A 24958-nucleotide genomic window follows, 5' to 3' on the forward strand; every position below is an offset into this window, starting at 1 on the left:
TCAGATTATTTTTTACTTTTTGCCGACGGTAATTTTTCGTAGGTTACCGCAGGATCGTACATACCGCTGCGTTTTTCGCCGCGGAGACTCGGAATTGTTAAAATAATTCCGGGTTCAACCCAGTCGGGATTATTGGGATCGGGCAATTTCTCTTTATTCGCTTCATACAGCTTCCGCCACAGATACGGATTATCATAAATCGCCTTATCCTTTGCGATATTCCACAGGCAATCCCGTTCGCCGCGCCATGTGCGGATACGGTATTGAGCCGGCAGGGTTGCAAATGAAGATTCATCGCCGGTAACAACGGCAAGCGCATCTAAAACTTTTTTCGCACAGACAACCGCGACGTCAAAGTCTTTATTTTCAAATGCGGTATTTCCTGCCTGCAGCGCTTCGGTTGCCGTCTTAAATGCCTCGGGGTATTTCTCTTCGGCCTTGTTGTTTTTTGCCCATGTATAGCGAGTACGTGCTCTATTCATTGCTTGTTCAGCTTCAACGCGGGCAAGCATATATTGAATATAATCGGCCGATTTTTGAGCATTCTCTTCGGCAAGCCGTGAATACTCTATAGAAGCGTCATAATCGCCTTCGCTATATGCCCGCTGTGCCAATTCGGAATAAGCGCGGCTTTTTCGCTGATATTCGTTATTATCGTACGATACGGCAAACAAAAAGACCGTCCCTACTAAAAAGAATACGGTACAGAGAATAGCTGTTTTTTTCATGGGTTACCTCCCGTTACCGGATGGCGTTGCATTGCCGGTATTTGTAGAACGCTGTAATTCGTCAAGGTTAACCGGCTCTTCGGAAAAACCTTCCGCATTTTCCGGCAACGGCGCTTCGCGGTCAGCTTCTTTTGCAAGCTTGCTGCTGGCTTCCTGACGAGCTTTTGCCCGTTCCATTGCATCACTTGCCTGTGCCCGTTTAACTTTTACCTTTTCGTATATATCGTCAAACTCATCGGCAGCAGTCATATACCCCATATATGCTTGTTCGTACTTCTTATTGCCTGCTGCAATACCTGCATGGCGGTAACGGTTTACTGTCTTTTCATAGGCGTCTTTCATAGCTGCAGCAGCTTTCACAGAATCGGCACGTTCACGCGCTTCATCAGCTTTCTTTTTTGCATCGTTCATCATCGAAGCAAACCCTGCCTCTTTTACCGTTTCATAGTAATTCAGCGCCTGCTCGGAGAGTTCAAAGGCTTTTGCAGGATCCGATTCATATAATCCGGATATCTGTGCGGACAGGTCTTCGGCTTTTTTATAGCTTTCCGCATCATAGGACGACAAATCATTTTTGTCGATCTTCGCCTTTAACTCGGCAATCTTCATTTGATTGATCAGCGTTCGATATTGCGTAATAGCCCTTTGAGCCTTTTCCTGCGCTGCTGCAAAATTATTTGCTTCATAGCCGCTTCTCGCTTCGGCAGCCGTATCGTCGGCCGATTTAAATTGCGCAGGATAAGCCGTATCCGCTTTTGCCTTAACCGCTTCGGCACGAACCTTTGCCATCTCATTCAGTAAACGAGCAATTTTCTCCTGTTCTTCATTTTTCTCCGGCTCAACAGGTTTTACCGGCTCAGGCTTCGGCTCCGGTTTTGGTTCGGGCTGGGATTTACAGGCTCCAAAACCGAACAACAGAACAGAAACACAGAGAATATAAAACAATGTTTTCAGTGTTTTATTCATTATGACCTCCATTTCTAAACGGATATTCAGACATCCCAAAAACTCATAGAGTTCTTAAAGAAGTTTGTCTCGTGCGAAAGTTTTCCGCATATTAAATAGGTTACTATAGAACTTAATCATGTTCAAGACGCTGACAATCAGGGCAAATTCCAAAAAAATCAAACCGATGTGAATCAATGCGATAGCCGCTGAGCTCCGCAGCCTTTTGATTGCAATGTTCATCGGACGGCATAAAAGCATCTTCTACCTTGCCGCATCGGGTACAGATGACGTGATTGTGAGCGCTCATATCCGCATCAAAATGAGCAAAGGTACCGTCAACATTGATAACCTTGATTCGTTTTTGCTCGGCAAGAATATTTAAATTGCGATAAACAGTTCCCTGACTCAGATGCGGAAAATCCTTCCGAAGCTGTTCATACAGCCATGCTGCCGTAGGATGCGTGCGAGTAGAACATAAAAGATTGAACAGTGCCTCCCGCTGTTTTGAATGCTTGTATGACACAGCTTTTTTCATATATACCTCCTCGTATCAAAGCACAATATCTAAATTCATAATGAATACTACAATTTTAAAAGCAACGCTGTCAATATTAAGCCGTCTGTTAGAAAAGAAGGCGCTATGTAAGGTTTTTAGCGATTCCCATGATATGCTTACAGCGCTCATTCCCGACATACACGGATGCATATCGGGAAAAAGACATTACAGGTTTATTGAAAACACAGATGGTTTTATTTTTTTACTTCCGTGTTCGGTTCAAATGCATGTGCATGCAAAAATTCTACCGATTTAGGGATTTCTACTTCTTTGATGTTGTTCTTCAAAAAAGCATACATATTGATTTTCTTCACCGATGCAGGAATTTTTACCGCCGTCAGCTCATTCTTGTAGAAGGATGAAGTATCAATCAGCTCCAGTGTTTCAGGCAAATGGAGTTCCGTCAATGCATTTAATGCAAAGGCGCTCGGCTCAATCTTTGTTTCCTTACCGCCGAAGGTAACTTCTTTAAGCCCATTCCGGTAAAACGCAAAGCCCTCGATGTCCTTCAACGCGCTCGGCAGTTTAACCGAAGTTAATTTGCACACGCCGAATGCATCATAGCCGATGCTCTCTACCGTGTCGGGAATAACAACGGAGGTTAAACCCCTGCGATAAAACGCATTGTCTCCAATCCGCGTAATAGGAGTTCCGTCGGGCGCTGTTGCGGGAATAATCATATCGGTAAGTCCTTGCGTCTTTACCTTATCTTTTCCCTTCTGCGTCATGCCCTTTAATTCTGCGCCTTTAAAAATAAAATCATCATTTTCCCATACGTTTTCACTCATACTGCTACCCCCTTACATCCGATTAAGCTGTACAATCTCGTTGAATGTTTCGAGCTGCGTTTTTACCTGCCCAAAGTCCGACATCTGCTGATCATATCCGACTTTTACCAATGGAATCTTTGCCGCGCTGAACGCCTGTTTTAGCGAAGGATATTCCATCTCTTCCGTGTCGTCGAAGTTCATCATAAAGAGCAAGCATCCGTCCGCCTTGTTATCCTTTGCCAGTTTTACAACGTAGGCAGGACGCTTCGTAAGGTCGGGGTCGTAGAGGAGCGGGTCTTCATCCATGCGGGCAAATTGATCGGCAAGCGCCATCATCGGATCGTCGATGGAAAGATCAATATCAACCTTCAACGCGCGGGATTCATGCGCAACGTCATCGGCGACAATACAAACCTTGTAGTCGTCAAAGACTTGCAGCAAGCCGGGGTTATCGGTGATAACACCGCTGGTAACCACCCGAACGCCGTCCCATTTTTCTTCCGGTAAGGCTTCGAGTAAGGCGTTCAGCTTCTTGAGCAGCTCCGTATGTTCATCTTTCAACATAAAGTATGAGCTTTTCAGCACATAGCAGCGCTCGGAAGCTTTAACGCTCTGCGGATGAGAAGCGGCGAGCTTGATAAATCGGCGTTTTTCCGCCCTGTTTTCGTTATACACTTTAAACGCTTTCTTTAGGTTTTCATCGGTTACTTTTACGCCGCAGATTTTTTCCAGCTCTTCTTTCGCCTTGGTAAAGATACGTGCGTTGTACTTCTTGCCGAAGTCTTCTTTGCGGTGCTGCCCGTGGTTGATAAAGATCATCGGGATTTTCCGCCCGGCGCTTACCTTGTAGTTTTGAGAAAGCGGACGCAGGGTATCATCCAGCGTTGTCAGCATCGAAGCGGAAAGCCCGTCGAGCGTGCCGTCTAAGGCCATTTCCAAACAGCGCAATGCCAGCGAATAGTAGAATGTCGGGAAATATTCCTTCGCCCGCTCAATGGGACCTTGCCCGCCCCATACGCCGAACGGCGCAATGCCCGCCGCATAGACAATCTCTTCGGGCGCATAGTACGGGAAAATACCGACGGCTTTTTTTCCTGCTGCAAGGTATTTATCCAGCTGCTTCCGCGGATTATTCGCCAAATATTTAAATTGTTCCAATAAATCTTTGATTGTTTCCATACTGTCCTCCCCTACTCCAGCGTCGGCTTCGACCAGTCGGTCTCTTTGGTGTTCTTAAAGTTGGTATAGACGTCCTCGCCCTTTGCTTTCTTTTCCTGCTTGCGCTCGTCCATAATTTCTACCAAGCCCTGTACACGTGTTTTATACTGTTCCGTAGAGAAGTTTCGCTCGTCAGCCTGATCACCGTCAAAGTGAACAACAGGGATACCGAGGTCTTCCTTCCAACGCCGCTCAATTTCGGGCATCGCACCGCTCCACGGCTTGCAGCTGCGGTTGTAGTTGACCAAGGCGCCGCTGATACCGTTTTCTTTTGCCATGGTCTCGCGCCATTCGACACCGGTTTCGATACAGACTGAGCACGGCGCCTTGCAGTACGCGGCGGCCATTTCACGGATATTGGAATAGCGGAAGCCGAATGCCGGAGCGTATACAACTGCCGTTACGTTGACACCGCTGTCCTTTAAGGGGTCAAACAAGGGGCGGAGCGCCGGCCAGCACGGAATACCTTCAAACAAGATACGGTGCTCTTCGGGATATTCCCACGTAGAGGTGTTTTCTTTTACGGATTGTTCGAATTCCTGTGCCAGCAGTTCAAATCCGACAGCAGCGTCTTCTTCACAGCGGGCGGCGACAATGTCAGCCATGTGGTTAAACAGGTCAAAACCGCTTAACGGGGACGGCTTATACGACATAAACGAACAGGATTTCAGCCATGCCGCTGCGGTTCTATTTGCACGCGCACAAGCATCCTCGAATTTCTTTTCGTCGAATTTCTTTCCGGTCAATTGTTCCAGCTGCTTGATGGCATAGTCAAACTGGCCAAGTAGATAATCCACTTTTTCTTCGGGTACATCCACCGTATTGGAGAACGGAATGTCTACCATGATGAGCGGGATATTATGCATACGCGCAATATTCTCGTACCATTTTGTCATCATATTGCAGATATTATTGCAGCACAGCAAAAAATCGGGCTGCGGCATTCTGCGCGAATCGGTCGGCTCTCCTGCGGCATAGGCAAGACTGATGCGTGCATAACCGCAGATATCGTTATCGTATCCCATATCCTCCGCAGCTTGGCAGAGGCGCAATCCGTCTTTCTTTGCAGCTGTCGACGCCGCATGGTTTTCGGGATACACAACATTAAGATCAAAAGCTTTCGCTAATTCAATTGGAAATTTAGAAGAACTCCATCCGACTAATTCACCGCGCCGTTTTGCCTCCCATGCATTTGCATAGACCTTATCTACGACATCGCGTAAAAGAGCGGCAGCAGGCTTATGCCCTTCAATCGGCCGCGGCGTTTTGTTGGGTAACTTTTCCATCTTTTGGGCCATTTGTTTCCTCCTATGTCCTCAAGGTCATCTTTAAAAAACAGGCTTGTTCTTTAAAAGATGCCATTCAGGTCTGCACCGGCCTTGCATTTACCGGCGTAGAACCTTACTTATTTCCCGCTTGTTGACACTTTTGATATGCAAACAGAGCGGCTCCAATTGCGCCATTTAACTGGCAATATTCACTCGTGTGAATTTTAAACCCTATATTTTTTTCCATTGCCCGAACCATTCCTTTATTCAGGGCAACTCCTCCGGTCATTACAACATCATCTTGAATACCGACACGCTTAGCCAAACTGCCGACGCGGCTCGCTATTGCCGTGTGGATTCCTTTTACGATATCGGGAATTTTCGCACCGCTCGCCAATTGAGAGATAACCTCCGATTCGGCAAACACGGTACAGGTTGAGCTGATTGTCAACTCTTTGGTGGACTGCTCGTCAAGTTTCTCGAGGTCTTCCAAGTTGATTTCCAGAACCTTCGCGATAACATCGAGGAAGCGTCCCGTACCGGCAGCGCACTTATCGTTCATAACAAAGTTTTCGAGCATACCGTTATCGCTAAGTTTTAAGGCCTTAGAATCCTGCCCGCCGATATCGATAATAGTGCGTACATGCGGGAACAAGAAATAGGCGCCTTTGGCATGGCAGGACAGCTCCGACATCTGCGCCGGTACTTCCTTTAACGAATTACGTCCATAGCCGGTTGCAATAGCTCCGTCAAGCTGCTCCATCGAGGTAAACCCGAGTTGATCCAGCGTCTGCTTCATCACCCGTGCCGGTCCGCTGGTTCCCGTTCCCACCGGAACAACAGCCGTTGCGACGATTTCCTTTCCGTCCTTGATAATAACACACTTGGAAGCTGTAGAACCGACGTCTACGCCCATAGTAAATATACTCATAACGATGTACTGCTCCCTTGCCGATAAAATTTTCAGGTAACCGCTTTTCAGTCAGCAGTTACCGTTATATGCAGCAAAAACTGCTTGCTTCTCAAAGTCCAAGCATGTGCTTTGCCAAATCCAAGAACTTTGTGATAATAATGGCATTGGTAATATTGCTGATAAAGCCGCCGATAACCGGCACGACAAAGAATGCTAACTTGGAATAGCGGTACTTGCGGCATACTGTCTGCATCGTCGTCATCGAAACGGGCACAGCGCCTAAACCGAATCCGATATGACCAACCGCCATCACCGCTGCATCGTAGTTTCTGCCTAATAAATTGAATGTCAGGAAATAGCAGAAAAGTACAATCAGCACAACTTGTACGAGCAGCAATACCACCAGTGCGGTGCCTAAGCCGGCAAGCTGCCAAAGTTTCATAGAAATAATGGACATCGAAACAAACAAGGCTAACGAGAATTCACCGACGATATCGAATGCATCATACAATACGTTGTGCTTTGAAGGATTGCTTTTTGAAGTTAAATCCAACAAAAGACGCATGGCAATGCCGCCGAACATACAGCATACGTGAATGGGGAAGTTGATCTTAAAATACTTCAAGATTAAGAATAAAACTTGTCCGATACCGCACGCAATACAGAGCATAAACACTGCCTGCAGCACATTGGATTTATCTACCAAAGCGCCCGCAGTACCGCCTGAGTTTTCAGCCTGCAATTCTGCAGCTTCCATTTTTCCATCCAACTCGGGATTTTCAAGATGGAAGCGTTTAACCATAAAGTTACCGAACGGCCCGCCAATAATACAGCCTGAAATCAAGCCGAACGTAGCTGCGGCAATTGCAACTTCCATAGCCGCAGTTGCACCTGCTTCTACGGCAATCGGCGCAAACGAAGCGGCATTTCCGTGTCCGCCGGTCATCGGGATACTACCCGTCATCATCGAAATGAGCGGACTGATATGAAAGAGGCTTCCCACCGAAATAGCAGCAGCATTTTGCAAAGTTGCAAGCAAGGCTGCCAATACGGTAAAGATAATTACGAGTTTACCGCCTTTTTTCAGCAGCGCCAAACTCGCCGCGGCGCCGCTTGCGGCAAAGAATAAACAATAGAACAGCTGATTGACCGTTTTATAATCAAAATTCAATTCAAAAACATTGACCGAATAGAGCAATAACGAAAGGAGCGCAAATAAGGTACCGCCCACAACAGAAGCGGGCAAACAATATTTTTTGAGAACCGGAATTTTATTCCGCAAAAACTCTCCCACATAGATTGCAATAACCGCAACCATAAGCGTTTCAAACATACCTAACTTTAGAACAATTCTTTCCATAAACTGATAACTCCGAATAATACATTTTGGGGATGTCGCAAAAGCCTATTGCTTTTTCGTCATCCCCGTTTTCCCTTATTTCTTTACAAAGGTATTGTATTCTCTAATTGCCCGCGGTAACAGCATTTGATGGAATGCGCATATCGCTTTCGGGTTCTGATATACCGAGTTCACAAAGGCGATCATATACGCCCGTATATCATACAAGCTCACGATTTCGTCAACCATACCGGTTTTGGCGCAATACTGCGGAACGGACTTTTCCTTATACTCATTGATCAGTTTATTCATCTTTTCAATGGTAGGCGTTAAATCCTTTCCTGCATCTTTATCTTTTACCAAACGACGGCAATACATCGCAGTTGCAGCGGTTTCTCCGTTCATTACGTTGATTTCGGTTGCCGCAGTCCCCAGCGAGAACGCATTGGTATCGTTACCCTGAGGCCCGCCCAATACATAGTGAGCCGCAGCGGTACCCTTGCGCAACGTAACTTCCATCTGCGGAATATTGGAATTCTGGATGGAGTAGATAAGCGACTGACCTAAGCCCAACAGTTCCGCACGTTCCGCATCGTTGCCGACATCGATACCGGTAGTATCCTGCAGCCAGATAATCGGGATTTTATCGCGTGCGCAGAGCGTTACGAACTCATTCATCTTCATAAGTCCCTGCCGGTAGAGCTTACCGCCGATACCGACCGCGCCTTGCTTGTATTCGGGATATTTCAGCAGCAATCCTTGGAAGTTCGCCACAACACCGACTAACAGTCCGTCCACCTTCGCAAGTCCGGTTACCATTTCGGGACCGTAGCCTTTTTTATACTCGCTAAATTCGCTGTTATCTACCAACCGGCCGATAATATCGTAGATATTGTATATCTTTTTCTGGTTCATCGGCAAAATAGAATACAGATCGTTCGGGTCGAGCGCCGGTTCCCGCGGTTCGTCTACGCGGAAAAACTCCAAGTTATATGCGGGCAGGTAGTCCATGTACTTTCTGATACCGTCCAATACGCCGATTTCGTCGCTGTACACCTCGCGGAAAAAGCCTGTTTCGTTATAGTGAATGGAAACCGTTCCCGGTACATCGACGCCCTTGGATTTTTTGCTTGCTTCGATAATCTGCTCGGCGCCCTCTTCGTCGATATAGCCTTTCGGGTTCATACCGCCGACGATACCGGCGCCGCCCACTGCCATATTCGCTTTTTCATGCGCAATCAGGATGGTCGGGCTGATACTGTGGTAGCCGCCGCCCGCCGGATTCGTTCCATAGATACCGACGATGACGGGAACACCGAGCTGCTGCAGCTCTACGTTCCGATAGAACGGAGTACCTCCACCGCGCCGGTTGGCATAGACTTTTTCCTGCTCGTCAAGCTTAACACCGCTACAGTTTAATACATAGACCAACGGAATGCGCAGACACTTCGCCGTGTCGGAAGCCCGCAGTAAGTTTTCCGCTTGCCCGGGAACCCACGCACCGACAATCTTCTTGTTATCGGACGCAACGATGACCGCCCATTTTCCGTTAATCCGCCCCAAGCCTTTGACAATACCGGTCGCGGTTTCAAAGTCCTGCGGATTATAGAGGCTGTTTAAAGGGCACCACGTACCTTCGTCAATCAGATCGGCAACCCGCTGCAGCGCGGTCATCTGACCTTTTTCGTTGATAGCCTCCGTCGGCGTTCCCGCTTCGTGGATTTCATCTATCAGCTTACCGATTTCCTCTTCAACGTCTTTAATCAGCTTCTCATTTTCTTCATCAATATGTGCCAACTCTTTTCCAACTTGTTCCATATTTTGGAAATAGCATGGCATCGAATAATCACCCATATTTATTCCTCCGGTTACGGCTCCTCCCGCAAGCACAAAACTCACGGGAAAAACTCTTTTCTATGCGAAATTTTATCAAAAATTTCGCATATCTCTTCTAGCAGATGGGTAAACGCATCAGGCAGAGTAGATTAAAACCGCAGAATACTTGTGGCGGTGCCGTCTAAAACAATCCTTTCCGTCAGCCTTTTGAAAATAACGGTACCGGCTACAAGGCGCGAACAAAAATAAAGCGGAGACGTACTTATTGTACGTTGAGCATTTATTTTTGTGCAGCAACGCCGTAAACGGTATGCATATTTTCAAAAGGAAAGGTTGAACGGCCTCCTTATATTCTGCGGGGCTGCTAAAAAATAGCCTGATGCGTTTACTCTACCCTGCTACTTACTCCTCTACGGGAACTTTGATAAATGCCTGTCCGGGATCGATTTCCTCACGGATCATCTTAATGACGTCTTCGCTCGGCGCTTCCAGCAGAACAGCCTTGGAAACATCGAGGTCAAAACCGGTATTTTCCAGTACGTCTTCGGGGGAAGAAGTCGGGTAATATCCGGCAAGGTACATCCGCTTGGTCTTGTCGTCAAACTTGAGGATACCGCGGTCGGTAACAACGGCAATCGGGCCTCTGTTTCCCGGAAGACCGAGCTTTTCACGGCCACCAGCGCCATCTCCCCATCCGGCGCTGGTGATGTAGTCGATTTTATCGATAAAGCGGCGTTTTTCATGCTGCATCATAATGACGGTGTTTGAATAGGTTGCAATACCGTTTGCCCCGCCGGACCCGGTAAAACGGGTTTTGGGGTTATGGTAGTCGCCGATACAGGTTGAGTTTACGTTGCCGAAAGGGTCAATCTGAGCGCCGCCGATAAAGGCAATCATGCGGTCGTTATCGTTGAGCCACTCGTTTGCTTCAAACCCGATAAAGCGGACGTTCGGCCATTGCACGCCGCAGTGAGCCATCAGCCGGTTATCACCGACGCTGCGCGGTACTTCAATCGGCGCGCAGTCCATCAAACCGCTTTCCACAATCAGCTTGCAATTCGGAGCAAAGATCCGCTTTGCCAACGACGCCCCGATTAAAGGAAGACCGGTACCTACAATAACGATTTGACCGTCTTTAATGGTCTTCGCGATTGTAATCGCCTGCATTTCTTTATTGGTATAATTTTTATAATTTGCCATCTTACTTATCCTCCTTTACCAGCTTTGCCGCATAGCCGAAGCCCGGTACAACTTTCAGTTTTGCCAATCTGCTTGCACCCAATTTATCGATATACTCGTCGTGATCTTTTACGCCGTATACCCATTCCTGTAAGAAAGCCTTAAAATCTTCTTCGGTTTTGGGAACGCTGTCGTACATTTTAAAGAAGTTTGCATCGTAATCATAATAGTTATAGCACTGAGCAGGATGAGCGCCGTAGGGAGTATGAACAACGGCATCGACACAGAATTCGGGAATTGAGTTCTTGCTTGGCTCTATTCTCATTTCTTCTTCGGTTACGAGCTCCTCGCAGGTTACGATACATTTCTTTGCAGCGATTGCAATATCGACATCGTGGAATTCGTCACCTTCTATTGAACAGGTCCCATTAACAGAAGCCTTCTGCACGTGGATGATTGCGGTATCCAAGCGCGGCACCGGTACGGCGACAACTTTCTCACCGGGATTGAAGGGGTTCTCTACCTCTACCAACTTATCATTGGGGAGACGCGGGTCTTTTGCACGCTCTTCTTTACTGATACCCCATTTGTTTACCAAGTCGGTACCCTGCATCAGCCGTACCGGAAGATACGGAAGGCCGAGAGAAGAGGCATGGAGCATCAGCATCAGCACATCCTGCGAATAGTCTTCCAACAGCATTTTCTTGTTTTTTTCGATTTCGTTGCGGAAGCGGCGCGCTACATTCGTATAGCCGGAGTTTGCAATATAGCAGTTAATAAAGGCCTTTACCCTTCCTTCACCGATCAGCATATCCCAGTCGCCGCCTGCAGGACCGGAATACCCGATAAAATCACCCAAACCTTGACGCAAAATCTCGTTCACCGCTGCATAAGGCTTGCGGTTTGTCGTAAAACCGCCGAAACAAAGCACATCGCCCGATTTTACGTACGTTTTGATTGCATCATGCAATGACATAACCTTACTCATAATACATCTCCTTCCAACTATAATTATTGTAGAAAGAGGGAACGCCGATAACATCGGTATTCCCTCTGCATATTACTTGCCGAAAATCAGCATAAAATAACCGGCTGCAACCGCTGAGCCGATAACACCGGCCACATTCGGTCCCATTGCGTGCATTAACAGAAAGTTCGTCGGATTTTCGGACGCACCGACCGTTTGCGAAACACGCGCAGCCATCGGTACTGCCGAAACGCCGGCGGAACCGATTAACGGGTTGATTTTACCGCCGGTAATAACATACAAGAGCTTTCCGAGCAAAATACCGCCGACGGTAGACATACAGAACGCAAACAATCCCATAAAGATAATGGAGATGGTTTGCACTCGCAGGAACAGTTCTCCGTTGGCAGTAGCGCCGACCGTAACACCGAGCATAATCGTAACGATGTTGATCAAAGCGTTTTGCGCCGTATCGGATAAGCGCTGCACAACGCCGGATTCTCTAAAGATATTGCCTAACATCAGCATACCAAGCAACGGTGCAACCGACGGCAGCAACAGCGCAGTAAACAGAACCGTTCCGATGGGGAATACGATTTTTTCGGTCTTGCTCACTTTCCGGAGCTGCTTCATCTTAACCGCCCGTTCTTTTTTAGTGGTTAACAGCTTCATAATCGGCGGCTGAATCATCGGAATCAGCGCCATATACGAATACGCTGCAACGGCAATCGGCGCCAACAGTTCAGGAGCCAAGTTATTCGCGATATAAATAGAAGTAGGCCCGTCGGCTCCGCCGATGATGGCAATTGCAGCAGCCTGCTTCGCCGTAAAAATCGGTAAAGCGCTGGCAGTCATAAAGGTGATATAGATACCGAACTGCGCCGCCGCTCCGAGCAATAAACTAATCGGGTTTGCAATAAGCGGCCCGAAATCGGTCATTGCGCCTATTCCCATGAAGATTAAGCACGGGAAGAGATTGCTTTTGATACCGCTATAGATAATCCGCAGTACACCGGATGTATACCAAGGATCCGCTTCCTTCATCAAATCCGCTAACGGTAAATTCGTCAAAAACATACCGAAAGCAATCGGCAACAGCAGCAACGGTTCGAACTGTTTGACGATGGCTAAATAAATTAAAACGAACGAGATGACAAACATCACGAGCTGCTGCCATGTCAACGCGGCAAAGCCCGATTGTTGCATCATCGTCCCTACGACCTTAATAAATTCCATGCGATGCCCCTTATTTAACCTCTACCAGTACGGTATCCGTATCCACGGCATCTCCTTTCTTTACCCGGACGGCAGCTACGGAACCGGCAACTTCGGACACGATTTCGGTTTCCATCTTCATAGCTTCCAAAATAATGACAACCTGACCGACGGAAACAGCATCGCCTTCCTTAACCTTTACATCAAGAACGGTACCGGGCATCGGGCTAACTATGGTTCCTGCTCCACCCGAAGCAGCGGGAGCGGCAGGCGCCGGAGCCGCGGGCTGGGGAGCTGCAACAGGCTGTGCAGCAGGAGCAGCTTGAACAGGGCGCGATACCCGTTCCGGCGGTCTTCTTGACAATGAGGAAGTTCCTCCGCCTACTCTTTCCACTTCAACTTCATATTTTTCACCATTTACGGTAACTACATAGTTCATACTACACACTCCTTTTCTATGATCTATAATTTCTTAATATTCGTAATTACGAATGAATTTAAAGGCTCGTGCCTTTCTTCGCTGATAGCGGCCGCAATAACGGCAACTTTTACCGCTTCGGCACCCGCTGCAGGTTTTGCATTTACGGCAGCAGATGCAGCCGCCGGTGCAGGGGCAGCTTGAGCTTTGGCCGGTAAGTTTTTCTCTAAGCCTGATATAATCTTCGAAACGATTGTAACATAAATCGCCAAGAATATCAGAGATAAAAACACAATGCCAAGCCCAAGCAAAGATGACAACAAGCTTGTAACAAAGCTTATGTACTCTGTTGTAATCATTCATACCTCCTATAAGGAATAAATAGCTTGAAAAAGCATCCTGAATAATAGCTCTATCATAATACGAAAAGTGCTTTACTGTCGAGACAGCAAAGCACTTTTTAGCCGTTTTTAGATAGTGAACATCTCTAAAAACTCGGTTAGACTTTTAGAGATGCCCGAAATGCGTTTGATTCAAAATTATCCGACAAAAATACTGGTAAATGTCTGAATAACAATCGCATTGATAAAGTCGATAAACAGCGAACCGACGAGCGGAACCGCTAAGAATGCCTTTGTGGAGAAACCGTTTACCGAGGTAAAAGCTTCCATGTTAGCGATAGCGTTCGGGGTAGCGCCCATACCGAAACCGCAGTGACCGGTTGCGATAACTGCCGCATCGTAATCCCGCCCCATGATGTTGAAGGTAACAAAGTATGCAAATACGCATAATTGCGGCAATAAGCATCGGAATAAGGTATGCCGGCAAAGATAATCCCGCTTTTTTAATAAGCGGCGTGATAAGGCCGCCGACGCCCATCGCAATACCGATCATCGCAGCTGCTTTAAAAAAGCTTTTTTCAGACATAGTACCTTTCTGAGCAAGTGTTTCATCTTTTTCAGCCTGTTCTTGAGTAGCTTTCTGAGCATCGCCTTCTTTACACACTAAGTTGTGTTTATCCTTTAAGCGCTTCGCAATCGGGCCGCCGATAACACACCCTGCAACCAAACCGTACGTTGCCGAAGCAATTGCAACAACCGTAGCTCCGTTAACCCCGTGTTCTTCCAGATAGGGGCCAAAAGCGCCGGAAGTTCCGTGTCCGCCGGTCAGCGGGATGGAACCTGCCGCCAAACCGATACCGGGATTAAGTCCGAATACCTTTGCCAAAGCAACACCGACACCGTCTTGAATAATAACAAGAATAACCGCAGCAATTAAAAACAGGATAACGCCGACACCGCCCTTTTTCAATGCTGAAACACTTGCTAAGAATCCGATTGTAGTAAAGAACACAACCATGAAGAAATTCTTTAAGTTCCCGTCAAATGTAAATGAGAACAGTCCCATATTATGACCTATCAACATTACAATTGAAAACAGTGTTCCTCCGATAACCGGCGCAGGAATGTAGTACTTCTGCAAAACCCCGACTTTAGCTTTGATACCGCTTCCCAATAAGTACAGTACAATCGCCAGTCCCAACGTTAGATACATATCAAACGTAAATGTAGCCATCTTTTATTACCTCCTCATACAAGATGCATTTACTGTTGCACACTATTTAAATTATTATTGGATTTTATTCTTACAATCTCCGGTTTCAATATATTCCTTTATATTATCGAAGGTTGTTTCAATCATATTCAATGCAGCCTCATCGGTATAGGAACCGACGTGCGGGGTAATAATGACTTTCGGATACATATTGACCAGCTTTTCAAACGCAGGAACGGGCAAGGTCTTACCCTTAAAATCCTTAAAGAAAATTTCAACCTCGTTTTCCAAGGTATCGATACCCGCACCGTAAAGTTTTCCGCTTTCCAATGCTTCAACCAACGCATCGGTATCGACAAGCTCTCCGCGTCCCGTATTGATGAGGATGGCATTATCCTTCATCTTTGCAATTGATTCTTTGGTGATAATCTTACCGTTTTCTTTGATATACGGTGCATGAAGCGTGACAATATCGGATTTTGCCAGTACCTCATCCATCGACATTTGCGTTACGATGTCTTCCACACCGGTCTTCGGGAAAATATCAAATCCGATAACTTTTGCGCCTAAGCCCTTAAACAGTCTGGCAGCCGTCATACCGATTCGTCCCAATCCGAGCACACCGACCGTACAATTCCGCACTTCGCGCGAGAACATCTGCTTATCGACGATAAAGTTCTTATCTTTTGTTTTATTTCCGGTATAGGTAACGTTGCGCAACAGCGTCATCGCTAACGTCAATGCCAACTCGGCAATCGCATTCGGAGAATAGAACGGCACATAAGCCATTTTAAAACCTAATTCTTTTGCATACGGTATATCGATATGATTAACGCCTACCGTTCGGGTCAGTACATATTTAACGCCGAGTTCTTTATAAATATCCAGCCGCTCTTTCGTTGCAAAGCAGTTTCCGCGCAATACGACAACGTCATGTCCCGCTGCTTTTCTTGCGGTTGCCTCATCGGTGAGATATTCGGGAATTAAGGTCATTTCGTACCCGAATTTCTTATTTACCGCTTTAAAGATAGGGATTTCGACATCACGCACTCCGTAAAAAATAATTTTCATGTTACAGTGCCTCCTTATACCGTTTAATCTTACAATGCCTCTAGTGCATTGTCAAGAAAAAAATTATTTTTTTATTTTTTTACGGAGAACCGCATCACGCATATTTTTAGCGCTTATCATGATTATCGCCGTAGCAGGGAAGCATAGACAGTAATAAGCGAAAAGACTAAAATGCACTTATTGCGGTTGAATTACATAGAAGCTAAATTACACCCATGTTTGAAAAGGAGCATTACCTTTATGAAAAAAGTTCCGAAACGGTTTCCAATCCGCTATAAACTCATTCTTATTTTCGGTCTTTTGGTAGTAGTCGCCGGCATTACTGAAGCAACGCTTGCCATTCACATTGCGCGCAAAGCCGTAACGGAAAAGGTCGAAAGGCATTTAACGGACAAAGCCGTCGATGTTGCGAATATCATCGATGGAAGAATTAAGGCGCTCTATCAATTCCTGAGCGGCATTGCGCGTATGCCTTTTTTAACCGATCCTGCATATTCGTATCAGGAACGAGTAGCGCTTTTACAAAAAGAAGCTGAAGCAAACAGTAAAATCATTGAACTGGATGTAACCGATCCCGACGGTACATTCTATTATGTCGGCAATACCGTTCAGGTAAGCGACAGAGTCTGGTTTCAAACAGCCCTGTCGGGAACTCCCTTTATTTCGGAACCGTATAGAGAGCGGGCGCGAGGAACGCTTGTCATCACACTTGCAGTTCCAATCTTCGACGAAAACCATTATGTGCACAGTGTCCTTTCAGCCGATGTCAGCGGATTACTGCTTTCAAAAAATATCGAAGATATTGCCGTCGGTAAAAGCGGCTTCTGTTACATTATCGGTTTAACGGGAACTACTATTGCAGATAGGGATGAATCTCTGGTTGAAAAGCTTTTTAATGCTTCCGAGTCAGGAGCAACCGATTCGACTTTGACAAGCCTCGGAGCATTCGAGCAGATTGCGTTAAAAGCGCAAACACCTGCTATCGGACATTATGAATATAAAGGCATTTCAAAGATAGCCTCGTATGCAAAAAGCAACCTATCAGGTTGGACGATTGTTATTAATGCTCCCTATCATGAATTTATGGGAACGGTCAATTCGATGAGTATCACAATGATGATTATCGGCATTTGTATATTTATCTCGGCTCTTCTCATCGTTTATTTTATCGCCCTTAAACTGGTAAAACCTATTCAGGCAACGGTATACGCATTAAAAGATATTTCGCAGGGTGAAGGCAATTTAGCGGTCAGATTACCGGTTACGGGAAACGATGAAGTAACCGATTTGTCCGAGTATTTTAACCAAACCATTGAGAAGATCGGACATACGATAAAATCCATCGGAACAAGCAGCGCCGAAATGGAAGCCATCGGTAATAAACTTGCAAATGATATGGTACAAACAGCCGACGCAGTGAATAAAATCAGCGCCAATATCGAAGGCGTAAAACGGCAGGCATTAAGCCAAGCCGCAAGTGTTACCGAAACGGCAGCAACCGTCGAAGAAATTGTCCGCACTATTAAGCAGCTTAACACCAGTATCCAAACACAAGCGGCAAGTGTCGCACAGTCCTCATCGTCGATTGAACAAATGGTCGCGAATATAGCCTCTATTACCGGTATACTCGAAAAAACAAACGGAGCGGTAAAAAGCCTTGCAACCGCAACAGATGACGGTAAGGCAACGCTCGTAACCTCAAATACCGTAACGCAAAAAATAGCTGAAGAATCCGGCTCTCTGATGGAAGCCTCGAGTGTTATTCAGCATATTGCATCCCAAACAAACTTGCTTGCAATGAACGCTGCCATCGAAGCGGCTCATGCAGGCGAGGCAGGAAAAGGGTTCGCTGTTGTCGCAGACGAAATCCGTAAGTTAGCGGAAGATTCCGCCATGCAAGGAAAGGCCATAACGACAACGCTTAAAACACTCAGCGGAGAAATCGAAACGCTTTCCACATCTTCCCAAACCGTAGAAGAAAAATTCAATACGATATTTAACTTAGCGGAACAAGTGAAAGATATGAGCAATAGCCTAACCCATGCAATGCGCGAACAAGAAAACGGCAGTAAGGAAGTATTAACGGCTATTAAGAACATCAATACGGTAACGATAGAAGTACAGGCAGGCTCCGAAGAGATGCTGAAAGGCGGGGAAAGCGTTGGAGAAGAGATGCAAAAGCTGGATGAGCTTACCCGCATCATTACCGATGGCATGAATGAAATGGCGATAGGGGCGGCGCAGATCAATAACGCCGTTCAAGAAGTCAATAACATAACGCAGCAAAATAAGCGAAGCATCGAAAATTTAACGGATGAAGTCGGCAAGTTTAAAGTCTAGCCGACTGTAGAGGATAAAATTATGAAAGCATTTCGTAAATTGATTATCGTTACACTGATTCTACTTGCGTGTGCGGCAGCGGTGTTCTTTTTCGGATGGACGCAATTCTCCGTTCCGGCAGGAAAATACGGCGTTATGCTGTCAAAGTCCGGCGGATACTATCCTCAAGCGATTATGCCCGGAAACTTTACATGGCGATGGGAGCGGATTGTTCCCACAAATGCACAGATACTGGTATTCGACCTTACGCCGCGGCATGTCAATTATATCGCAGACGGTTCGCTCCCGTCGGCAGACCGATACGCCAAAGTATTGAATACAAAAGATGATTTTTCTTGGGGCTTCGGCATGGATGCCCTCGTTACACTGAAGCCTGAAAAGCTGGTACCAATTGTAGAAAAAAATACGATTCAAACGCAAGAAGCGCTTGAATCGTATATCGACTCGCATATACGCGCGGCGTTGCAGACAATTATGTACCGGTATGTTTCGGAATTGATTGATAATCCTTATGAATATCAGCAAGTAAAAACCGATTATCATGCGCTTTCGGAAAAGCTCAAAGATGAACTTACTAAGGCAACCGGGCAAGACTTCTCCGTAGAAGCCGTTACGTTAACAAAACTCGCTATCCCCGACATCCACACCTATAAGATTGCGGAACAGGCATATAACACGTATGAACAACAGCGCGAAATGCTGTTAGCGGAAACCGCAGCAAAAGAAGCGCAATACGCAGCTTCGGAGCAATTCCAGATAGACCGGCTGACAAAGTGGGGAGACTTTTTAGCAAAATACCCGCACATCATCGAATTGATTGCCGTTGCCCAGCAGGATTCCAAAGCGGCGCTCAACGTTTTAAAATCATTGGAAAAGAAACAGGAATGATTACTAATTTGTAACTCCGCATTATAGCTCCTTGTTTACTATCAGACTGCCATTCGGCACGTCATATCGATCTTCTGGGCGGATACTTCCGCTTGGGATTAACAAGGAGCTGAAAAGCACGATGATCATTCATAAACATATTCATTTAGCGGCGCCGCTCTGCATTGCCCTGGCTCTCTGCAGCTGTGTAAAAGTGCAGGCAGGAGAAAGACATAAACCGCAGAACGGAAACAAGAACGGAGAAGCAGCTATGGTAACGGCAGGAAATGTAAAAGAGATTTATTTGGCAGGGGGCTGCTTTTGGGGTGTGGAAGGATACTTCCGCCGGATTGCAGGCGTTGTTGAAACCGATACGGGATATGCGAACGGCGCCACCGATACAACCGATTATCAGCACATACACGGCACCGATCATGCTGAAACTGTCAAAATAACCTACAATACCGGTGTTATCGCGCTCGAAGAACTATTGGAACACTATTTCCGCATTATCGACCCGCTTTCCGTAAATAAGCAGGGGAATGACGTCGGCAGGCAATACCGCACCGGCATCTACTACACCGATAAGAAAGACCTGCCGGTTATTCAGGCTTTTTTAAAGCGGATGCAGGCAAAGTATTCCCGCCCGATTGCGGTAGAAACGGAACCGCTGCGGAACTTTGTATTGGCGGAAGACTATCATCAAGACTACCTTGAAAAAAATCCGAACGGATACTGCCATATCAATTTAAACCTTGCATCCGTCCCCCTGCATGATGAAGCACAGTTCAAAATACCGGATGCAAAGCAGATTAAGGAACGGCTGACTCCGCTGCAATACAGTGTAACACAGGAAAAAGCAACCGAACGTCCCTTTACCAGTGAATATGACAAGTTTGAAGGAAAGGGTATTTACGTTGATGTTGTTACGGGAAAACCGCTTTTTTCTTCGAGCGATAAATATGATGCAGGCTGCGGATGGCCGAGCTTTACCAAGCCGATTACCTCGCAGGCAGTCGATTTTACGCCCGATGGCAGCCACGGTATGAATAGAGTTGAAGTTACCTCAAAAACCGGCGGCGCGCATTTAGGCCATGTCTTTGACGACGGTCCGCAGGATAAAACAGGCTTGCGCTATTGCATCAACGGGGCTTCGCTGCGGTTTATTCCCTACGAAGAAATGGATGCCGCCGGCTACGGAGACTATAAGCAATACGTAACCGACTAAGGATGAAGGTAATCGCATCAGAGTTTTTTCTTCTACGGAATTGATTTACTCCTCTGATGCGATTACTTTGGCTACTATCTTAATTATTGTTTCTTCTTTGTACTCATCACGCCAAACGCTATTGTGTCCGGCAGAAGCGCCCCAAGATGCGCTAAAAAACCTACTTTCAAAAAATTTCCTTTGCTCTTTATTCGACATACTACTTCTCCTTTGAACGTTGTCGTGTATTTTCACCGCCGCAGGGCTACCGCTCGTTACCTCTGTTACGGCGCCTACGGTTACCCGCTGCGGTTTATTAAACCTGTTCGGAAACTTCCGTTTCTGAACAGGTTACCTTGAAATGCGATGTTCTCGTCTTTTCATCAAACGAACTTCCAATCAGCACAATTTTCTTCTCGTCAGTCTTGTACTTCGCGGCGTAGTTTTTCTCTTTTATCTGGTTGAGGGCATCTTCTGCACTGCTGTTGCTGAAGCGCTTAAACTCGAAGATAAAAACGGTACACGGATGTACCGTTTTTATTAAAAGCTTGCCAGACAACAAACCCGACCACTGTTAAACTTGGCACTGCCTCCCACGTGGTCATTCGGGAAATTCATTCTCCATACATCAACATTGCTGCTGGAACTCTGCGACGACGACCAATAGTCTACAAGACCGAGTTCCAAACCGGCATAGGAAACGTTAAGACTGCGTATCTTTGTAAAGCTTTCATTGATTGCACCTTTGTTCTTGCACGCCTCGCATAGCTCGGCGATGCTCGGCATGTACCAGTTAAAAGTCTTTCTGCCAAGCCACTCAGCATACGTTTTGTTATAGGTATTTACCCAGTGGAACGCCGGATAATTCGTTGCTGCATCCGCAGTTCCTTTAGGATCTTGTTTTTTAATATACTCCCAGTTATCGCTGTCGCCCGTGTCTCCGGTAAAGGTTGCTGTTGAGGCAGCGCCGCTGCCTGCTGCGCATTACGGTAGAGGACAGGACATAATGAGAAAAGATAATGCTGTGTGTAAAAAGTAGATAAAAAACTATCTAAAGAGTATTCGAGCTGTGAGCTGTGAAATTATGCCGTCAAATGCAGGTATATCAAGCCTTTTGCGCAGGTTTTTCTTTGCAGGAGACTGTGCTTTGGGGTGAGGCGGTTGGTACTGCGGAAGTGCAATTCTACAGCTCGGCATATCTACAATTATAGGGTGGAAAGCGTGAAAATGCAGATCGCATTGCAAATAGGCGGTGCAGATACTTTTCCAGTAAATGTACGTCCGTATACATTATAAGACATTGAAACCGATACCGGATATGCGAACGGCGCCACCGATACAACCGATTATCAGCACATACACGGCACCGATCATGCTGAAACCGTCAAGCTAACCTGCAATAATTTTTAACTTTAAGCTTACGGCATCTTTTTTGTTGAGCACTCGGCTACGACCAATACCGCATCATAAAAACCCGGATAGCTTTCAGGATGATCCTGCAGATCGGTGAGCTTATCACGATTAGCCGTATCCTGTAGTTTAGTATATACACCGGCTTTATATTCCAATGTATAGGTAATTTCTTGTTGTACCGGCAGTTTTCTTATCTCTTCCTCGGGGAAATACATATTAAGTCCGAACCAATCACTTTTTGCTTCTACTTCTTCTCTTTTTAAGCTGCCGCCCTCCCATGTAAGAGTAAGCTTGTAAGGCATTTTTATAACAGCACTCCACTTATTATTACGGAAAGTTGCCGGAAACATTGCAACAAAACGCAATCCCTTATGTTTAACATTTTTAGGCAACGTAAAAGTTCCTTGCACCGTATTGGCGTTTTTAAAGTTAAAATCTTTTTCAGCATACACCCATGAAAACTCGTTTTTAAAACGGGCATTTTTTACCGTATATGGGAAACGGCAAGCACTAAAGGTCAGCACGCATAGCGCCGTAAGTACTACACAGCTTTTGCGGTGCAATAATTTTACTATTTTTTCCATCAGGGTAACCTCCACATACTCTTTAAAAGCTCTCTATAGCAGCCTGAATGTCTAATCTAAGGAGTTCCTTAGTATTTCACTACTATAGCATTACCTGTTTTATAACGCAATAGGATGTCCTATCCGTCGGCGATGTCGCAAAAAGCGGCGGCGCAGATTTCTTGCAAATCTGCAGGGGCAATACAGAGCATGTGCCCCCGTTCCCCGGCACTCACATAGATACGGTCATACAGCTGTGCGGTTTCATCGATAAATGTAGGAAAATGCTTTTTCATGCCGAGCGGGGAACAGCCGCCGCGGATGTAGCCCGTTGTTTTTTGCAGCGCCTCGAGTTTAAGCGGTGTTATCTTTTTACCGGTTATATTCCGTACCTTTTTCAAACTGACTTCCGAAGGCGCCGGTACGCAAAAAACAAAAATATCATTGTCTTCGCTTATCATCACAATCGTTTTAAAGAGCATATCGGGTTCGATGTGTAACTTCTGTGCAGCAGACACCGCATCCAAATGTTCCTCATCCCACGCATATTCGACGCTGCTATAAGAAACACCTGCCGCCTCCAAAAGGCGCATTGCATTCGTCTTTTTCATTACTTAAAGCCTGTCCGTATTAATATTCAAGGCAATCACATTGGCAACTCTGGTTGAACAGCCCCTTTATTTTGCGGGGATATTCAATAAAGTATCCGGTGCGGTTACCCAAGCTTAATGCTTATTGAAAACCTTATTTCCGACAGCTTCTTGATATACCGCGAGATACTGCTTTGCAGAGGTATCCCACGTAAAATCTTTCGCCATACCGCGCTTTCGCATTTTAACGATGTGCTCGGGGTTTTTAAACCACGCATTTACCGCCCAATTAACGGTATTATAAATACTGTCAGGCGTAAGCAGATTCAGCACAAAACCGGTTCCGTCTCCTGTTTGTTCATCATAGTTGTCGACCGTGTCTGCAAGCCCGCCGGTATTGCGTACAACCGGCAATGTTCCGTATAGTAGCGAATACATCTGATTAAGCCCGCACGGTTCATATCGCGATGGCATCAAAAAGAAATCACTTCCGGCTTCTATTAAATGGCTCAATTTGTCATCATAGCCGACATACACACGGAGATTTGGCAGCCGTTTTGAAAGCGCCAATAATTCATCTTCGCACCATCGATCACCGGCGCCCAGCACAATCAGTTGTAAATTGATATCGGTACATATTTTGAATGCCGCACCGTACGATGGTCCGAATAATTCCGCAATTCCTTTTTGATCGGTCAACCGTGTTATCATACCGAACACCGGAACTTTTTCATCCTGTGGGAGTCCCATATATTTTTGCAAGGCTTCTTTATTCTTCGCTTTTTTCGCAAGAGAGCGGGCTGTATAATTAAAGGGGATCTGTTTATCCGTTTTAGGATTCCATACAGAAGTGTCAACGCCGTTTAAGATACCGGTTAAAGCATCCTTGCGGAAACGAAGAATACCGTCCATTCGGAAACCGTATTCAGCGCTTTGTATTTCCTGTGCGTAAGTCGGAGAAACGGTTGTCAGCCGGTCGGCAGATAACAAGCCGGCTTTTAAGAAATTCATTCTATCCCAGTCCTCAAAACCGGCAGAATAAAAATATCCCCAATCGAGTCCCGTATCCACATAGCTCGCCTTATTATAGATTCCCTGATAGCCGATGTTATGCACGGTAAAGACACTTGCCGTCTCTTGAAAATCGCGATATTGCGTATTAAATTTTAACAGCACGGGCACCAGCGCCGTCTGCCAATCATGTGCGTGCATCAGATCGGGAATCCAATGCTGCTTTCTGCAAAGTTGAAAGGCTGCATGGCTCAATATCGAAAACCGCTTGGGGTTATCATTAAAGTCAGGTTCAAAAAGAGAACCGTACAACCCGTCGCGGCCGAAACTTTCTTCATGATCAATAAAATATATCGGTATATCGGAATTGGGGAGTGTCGATTCAAATACTTCCGTCCAATATTCTCTATTGCCGATAGACACTCCCATTGCGCCGGGAATAGGCGTTAAAGTTTTTTTATCAATTCTATAATAACGCGGCATAACAATTCTAACATCATGCCCAAGTTTTTTTAATGCGTAGGATAAGGCAGATACGACATCGGCTAAGCCGCCTGTTTTTGCAAAAGGAACCGCTTCACTGGTTATCATTAATATCCGCATGGTAATACCCTCCTTGGTAAATTATAACACGGGTAATCGAATTATAAAAGAGTCAACTCAACCTTCTTTTTTCACCAAACCGAATAAACCGCAAACAGCCCTAAAAGGAAATTATAAAATCTTATATTTTACTTTAAGCCGTTAAAGTAAAATATAACTTGTTTTTTGTACGGGATATGGCTATGATAAAAAACCAACCAAACGGCATACGTCTGCAAGAAGCTGATAAGGTGCTTATGGCTATAGGTTATCGACTTGACAGACAAAAAGGTTCTCACCGGCAATATATCAATACTGTTGGAAATGTGATTACAATAAAAGCTGATAATGTATTGAAAGCGTGCTATATAAAAGATATTTTAAAGCGTGTACAAGAGGCATAAA

General features: G+C 45.9%; 25 protein-coding genes and 1 pseudogene. 4 read left to right on the forward strand and 22 right to left on the reverse strand.

Features of this window, described 5'->3' with window-relative positions:
- Positions 1-5 precede the first annotated feature (5 nt).
- The 17 genes from ABK01_RS09265 to ABK01_RS09345 all read right to left on the reverse strand — a co-directional run bounded on the left by ABK01_RS09265 (position 6) and on the right by ABK01_RS09345 (position 15980).
- Positions 6-728 (reverse strand): DUF4398 domain-containing protein, encoded by a 723-nt coding sequence (locus ABK01_RS09265; protein WP_253675423.1) that lies wholly within the window; start codon positions 726-728, stop codon positions 6-8.
- A gap of 3 nt (positions 729-731) precedes the next feature.
- On the reverse strand, positions 732-1694 hold the full coding sequence (locus ABK01_RS09270) for a hypothetical protein (RefSeq protein WP_212565194.1): 963 nt from the start codon (positions 1692-1694) through the stop codon (positions 732-734).
- Between the two features lie 112 nt (positions 1695-1806).
- The gene (locus tag ABK01_RS09275) at positions 1807-2211 is read right to left on the reverse strand and encodes a Fur family transcriptional regulator (protein WP_212565195.1); all 405 of its coding nucleotides are present in this window, start codon (positions 2209-2211) and stop codon (positions 1807-1809) included.
- 215 nt (positions 2212-2426) lie between these two features.
- On the reverse strand, positions 2427-3020 hold the full coding sequence (locus tag ABK01_RS09280) for a leucine-rich repeat domain-containing protein (protein WP_253675424.1): 594 nt from the start codon (positions 3018-3020) through the stop codon (positions 2427-2429).
- A gap of 12 nt (positions 3021-3032) precedes the next feature.
- A complete protein-coding gene (locus ABK01_RS09285; RefSeq protein WP_253675425.1) occupies positions 3033-4181 on the reverse strand; it encodes a 2-hydroxyacyl-CoA dehydratase subunit D in 1149 nt (382 codons plus the stop codon).
- Between the two features lie 11 nt (positions 4182-4192).
- Positions 4193-5518, reverse strand: coding sequence for a 2-hydroxyacyl-CoA dehydratase subunit D (locus tag ABK01_RS09290; protein WP_253675426.1), 1326 nt, complete (start codon positions 5516-5518; stop codon positions 4193-4195).
- A 103-nt stretch (positions 5519-5621) separates the two neighbouring features.
- A complete protein-coding gene (locus tag ABK01_RS09295) occupies positions 5622-6419 on the reverse strand; it encodes an acyl-CoA dehydratase activase (RefSeq protein ID WP_230974392.1) in 798 nt (265 codons plus the stop codon).
- Between the two features lie 91 nt (positions 6420-6510).
- Positions 6511-7761, reverse strand: a complete 1251-nt coding sequence (locus tag ABK01_RS09300) for a sodium/glutamate symporter (RefSeq protein WP_212565198.1) — start codon at positions 7759-7761, stop codon at positions 6511-6513.
- Positions 7762-7836: 75 nt separating this feature from the next.
- Entirely contained in the window at positions 7837-9639 is a 1803-nt protein-coding gene (locus ABK01_RS09305; RefSeq protein WP_253675427.1) for an acyl-CoA carboxylase subunit beta, read from the reverse strand.
- A gap of 339 nt (positions 9640-9978) precedes the next feature.
- Positions 9979-10776 carry a glutaconate CoA-transferase subunit B gene (gene gctB / locus ABK01_RS09310; RefSeq protein ID WP_206181501.1) on the reverse strand — a complete coding sequence of 266 codons (798 nt, stop codon included), beginning with the start codon at positions 10774-10776 and terminating at the stop codon, positions 9979-9981.
- Between the two features lies 1 nt (position 10777).
- On the reverse strand, positions 10778-11743 hold the full coding sequence (gctA, locus tag ABK01_RS09315) for a glutaconate CoA-transferase subunit A (RefSeq protein WP_253675428.1): 966 nt from the start codon (positions 11741-11743) through the stop codon (positions 10778-10780).
- A 72-nt stretch (positions 11744-11815) separates the two neighbouring features.
- Positions 11816-12958, reverse strand: a complete 1143-nt coding sequence (locus ABK01_RS09320) for a sodium ion-translocating decarboxylase subunit beta (RefSeq protein WP_253675429.1) — start codon at positions 12956-12958, stop codon at positions 11816-11818.
- Between the two features lie 10 nt (positions 12959-12968).
- Positions 12969-13376 (reverse strand): biotin/lipoyl-containing protein, encoded by a 408-nt coding sequence (locus tag ABK01_RS09325; RefSeq protein ID WP_212565202.1) that lies wholly within the window; start codon positions 13374-13376, stop codon positions 12969-12971.
- Between the two features lie 23 nt (positions 13377-13399).
- Positions 13400-13714, reverse strand: a complete 315-nt coding sequence (locus tag ABK01_RS09330; protein ID WP_212565203.1) for an OadG family transporter subunit — start codon at positions 13712-13714, stop codon at positions 13400-13402.
- Between the two features lie 180 nt (positions 13715-13894).
- On the reverse strand, positions 13895-14110 hold the full coding sequence (locus tag ABK01_RS09335) for a sodium/glutamate symporter (RefSeq protein WP_253675430.1): 216 nt from the start codon (positions 14108-14110) through the stop codon (positions 13895-13897).
- Positions 14028-14930 carry a sodium/glutamate symporter gene (locus tag ABK01_RS09340; protein ID WP_253675431.1) on the reverse strand — a complete coding sequence of 301 codons (903 nt, stop codon included), beginning with the start codon at positions 14928-14930 and terminating at the stop codon, positions 14028-14030. The genes ABK01_RS09335 and ABK01_RS09340 overlap by 83 nt, the downstream gene beginning before the upstream one ends.
- A gap of 54 nt (positions 14931-14984) precedes the next feature.
- The gene (locus ABK01_RS09345; RefSeq protein WP_212565205.1) at positions 14985-15980 is read right to left on the reverse strand and encodes a 2-hydroxyacid dehydrogenase; all 996 of its coding nucleotides are present in this window, start codon (positions 15978-15980) and stop codon (positions 14985-14987) included.
- Between the two features lie 240 nt (positions 15981-16220).
- Between ABK01_RS09345 and ABK01_RS09350 the strand changes: the two genes are divergently transcribed.
- The 3 genes from ABK01_RS09350 to msrB all read left to right on the forward strand — a co-directional run bounded on the left by ABK01_RS09350 (position 16221) and on the right by msrB (position 20415).
- Positions 16221-18320: a methyl-accepting chemotaxis protein gene (locus ABK01_RS09350; RefSeq protein ID WP_253675432.1), complete on the forward strand. Its 2100-nt coding sequence runs from the start codon at positions 16221-16223 to the stop codon at positions 18318-18320.
- A gap of 21 nt (positions 18321-18341) precedes the next feature.
- Positions 18342-19208 carry an SPFH domain-containing protein gene (locus tag ABK01_RS09355; RefSeq protein WP_253675433.1) on the forward strand — a complete coding sequence of 289 codons (867 nt, stop codon included), beginning with the start codon at positions 18342-18344 and terminating at the stop codon, positions 19206-19208.
- A gap of 124 nt (positions 19209-19332) precedes the next feature.
- The gene (msrB, locus tag ABK01_RS09360; protein ID WP_371922043.1) at positions 19333-20415 is read left to right on the forward strand and encodes a peptide-methionine (R)-S-oxide reductase MsrB; all 1083 of its coding nucleotides are present in this window, start codon (positions 19333-19335) and stop codon (positions 20413-20415) included.
- A gap of 45 nt (positions 20416-20460) precedes the next feature.
- On the opposite strand, the gene ABK01_RS09365 is transcribed toward msrB, so the two are convergent.
- From ABK01_RS09365 to glgA, 5 genes and pseudogenes are all read right to left on the reverse strand, one after another.
- On the reverse strand, positions 20461-20613 hold the full coding sequence (locus ABK01_RS09365) for a hypothetical protein (RefSeq protein ID WP_253675435.1): 153 nt from the start codon (positions 20611-20613) through the stop codon (positions 20461-20463).
- Between the two features lie 97 nt (positions 20614-20710).
- Positions 20711-20914 (reverse strand): annotated as a pseudogene (locus ABK01_RS09370) (PD-(D/E)XK nuclease domain-containing protein); the annotation flags it as partial.
- Between the two features lie 898 nt (positions 20915-21812).
- A complete protein-coding gene (locus tag ABK01_RS09375) occupies positions 21813-22391 on the reverse strand; it encodes a hypothetical protein (RefSeq protein ID WP_253675436.1) in 579 nt (192 codons plus the stop codon).
- A gap of 119 nt (positions 22392-22510) precedes the next feature.
- Positions 22511-22981, reverse strand: a complete 471-nt coding sequence (ybaK, locus tag ABK01_RS09380; protein ID WP_253675437.1) for a Cys-tRNA(Pro) deacylase — start codon at positions 22979-22981, stop codon at positions 22511-22513.
- 114 nt (positions 22982-23095) lie between these two features.
- Positions 23096-24574 (reverse strand): glycogen synthase GlgA, encoded by a 1479-nt coding sequence (glgA, locus tag ABK01_RS09385; protein ID WP_253675438.1) that lies wholly within the window; start codon positions 24572-24574, stop codon positions 23096-23098.
- Between the two features lie 182 nt (positions 24575-24756).
- Between glgA and ABK01_RS09390 the strand changes: the two genes are divergently transcribed.
- Entirely contained in the window at positions 24757-24957 is a 201-nt protein-coding gene (locus ABK01_RS09390) for a type II toxin-antitoxin system HicA family toxin (RefSeq protein ID WP_253675439.1), read from the forward strand.
- Position 24958: the final 1 nt, after the last annotated feature.

Origin of the sequence: Treponema sp. OMZ 305 (assembly GCF_024181325.1) — a bacterium.
GTDB lineage: Bacteria > Spirochaetota > Spirochaetia > Treponematales > Treponemataceae > Treponema.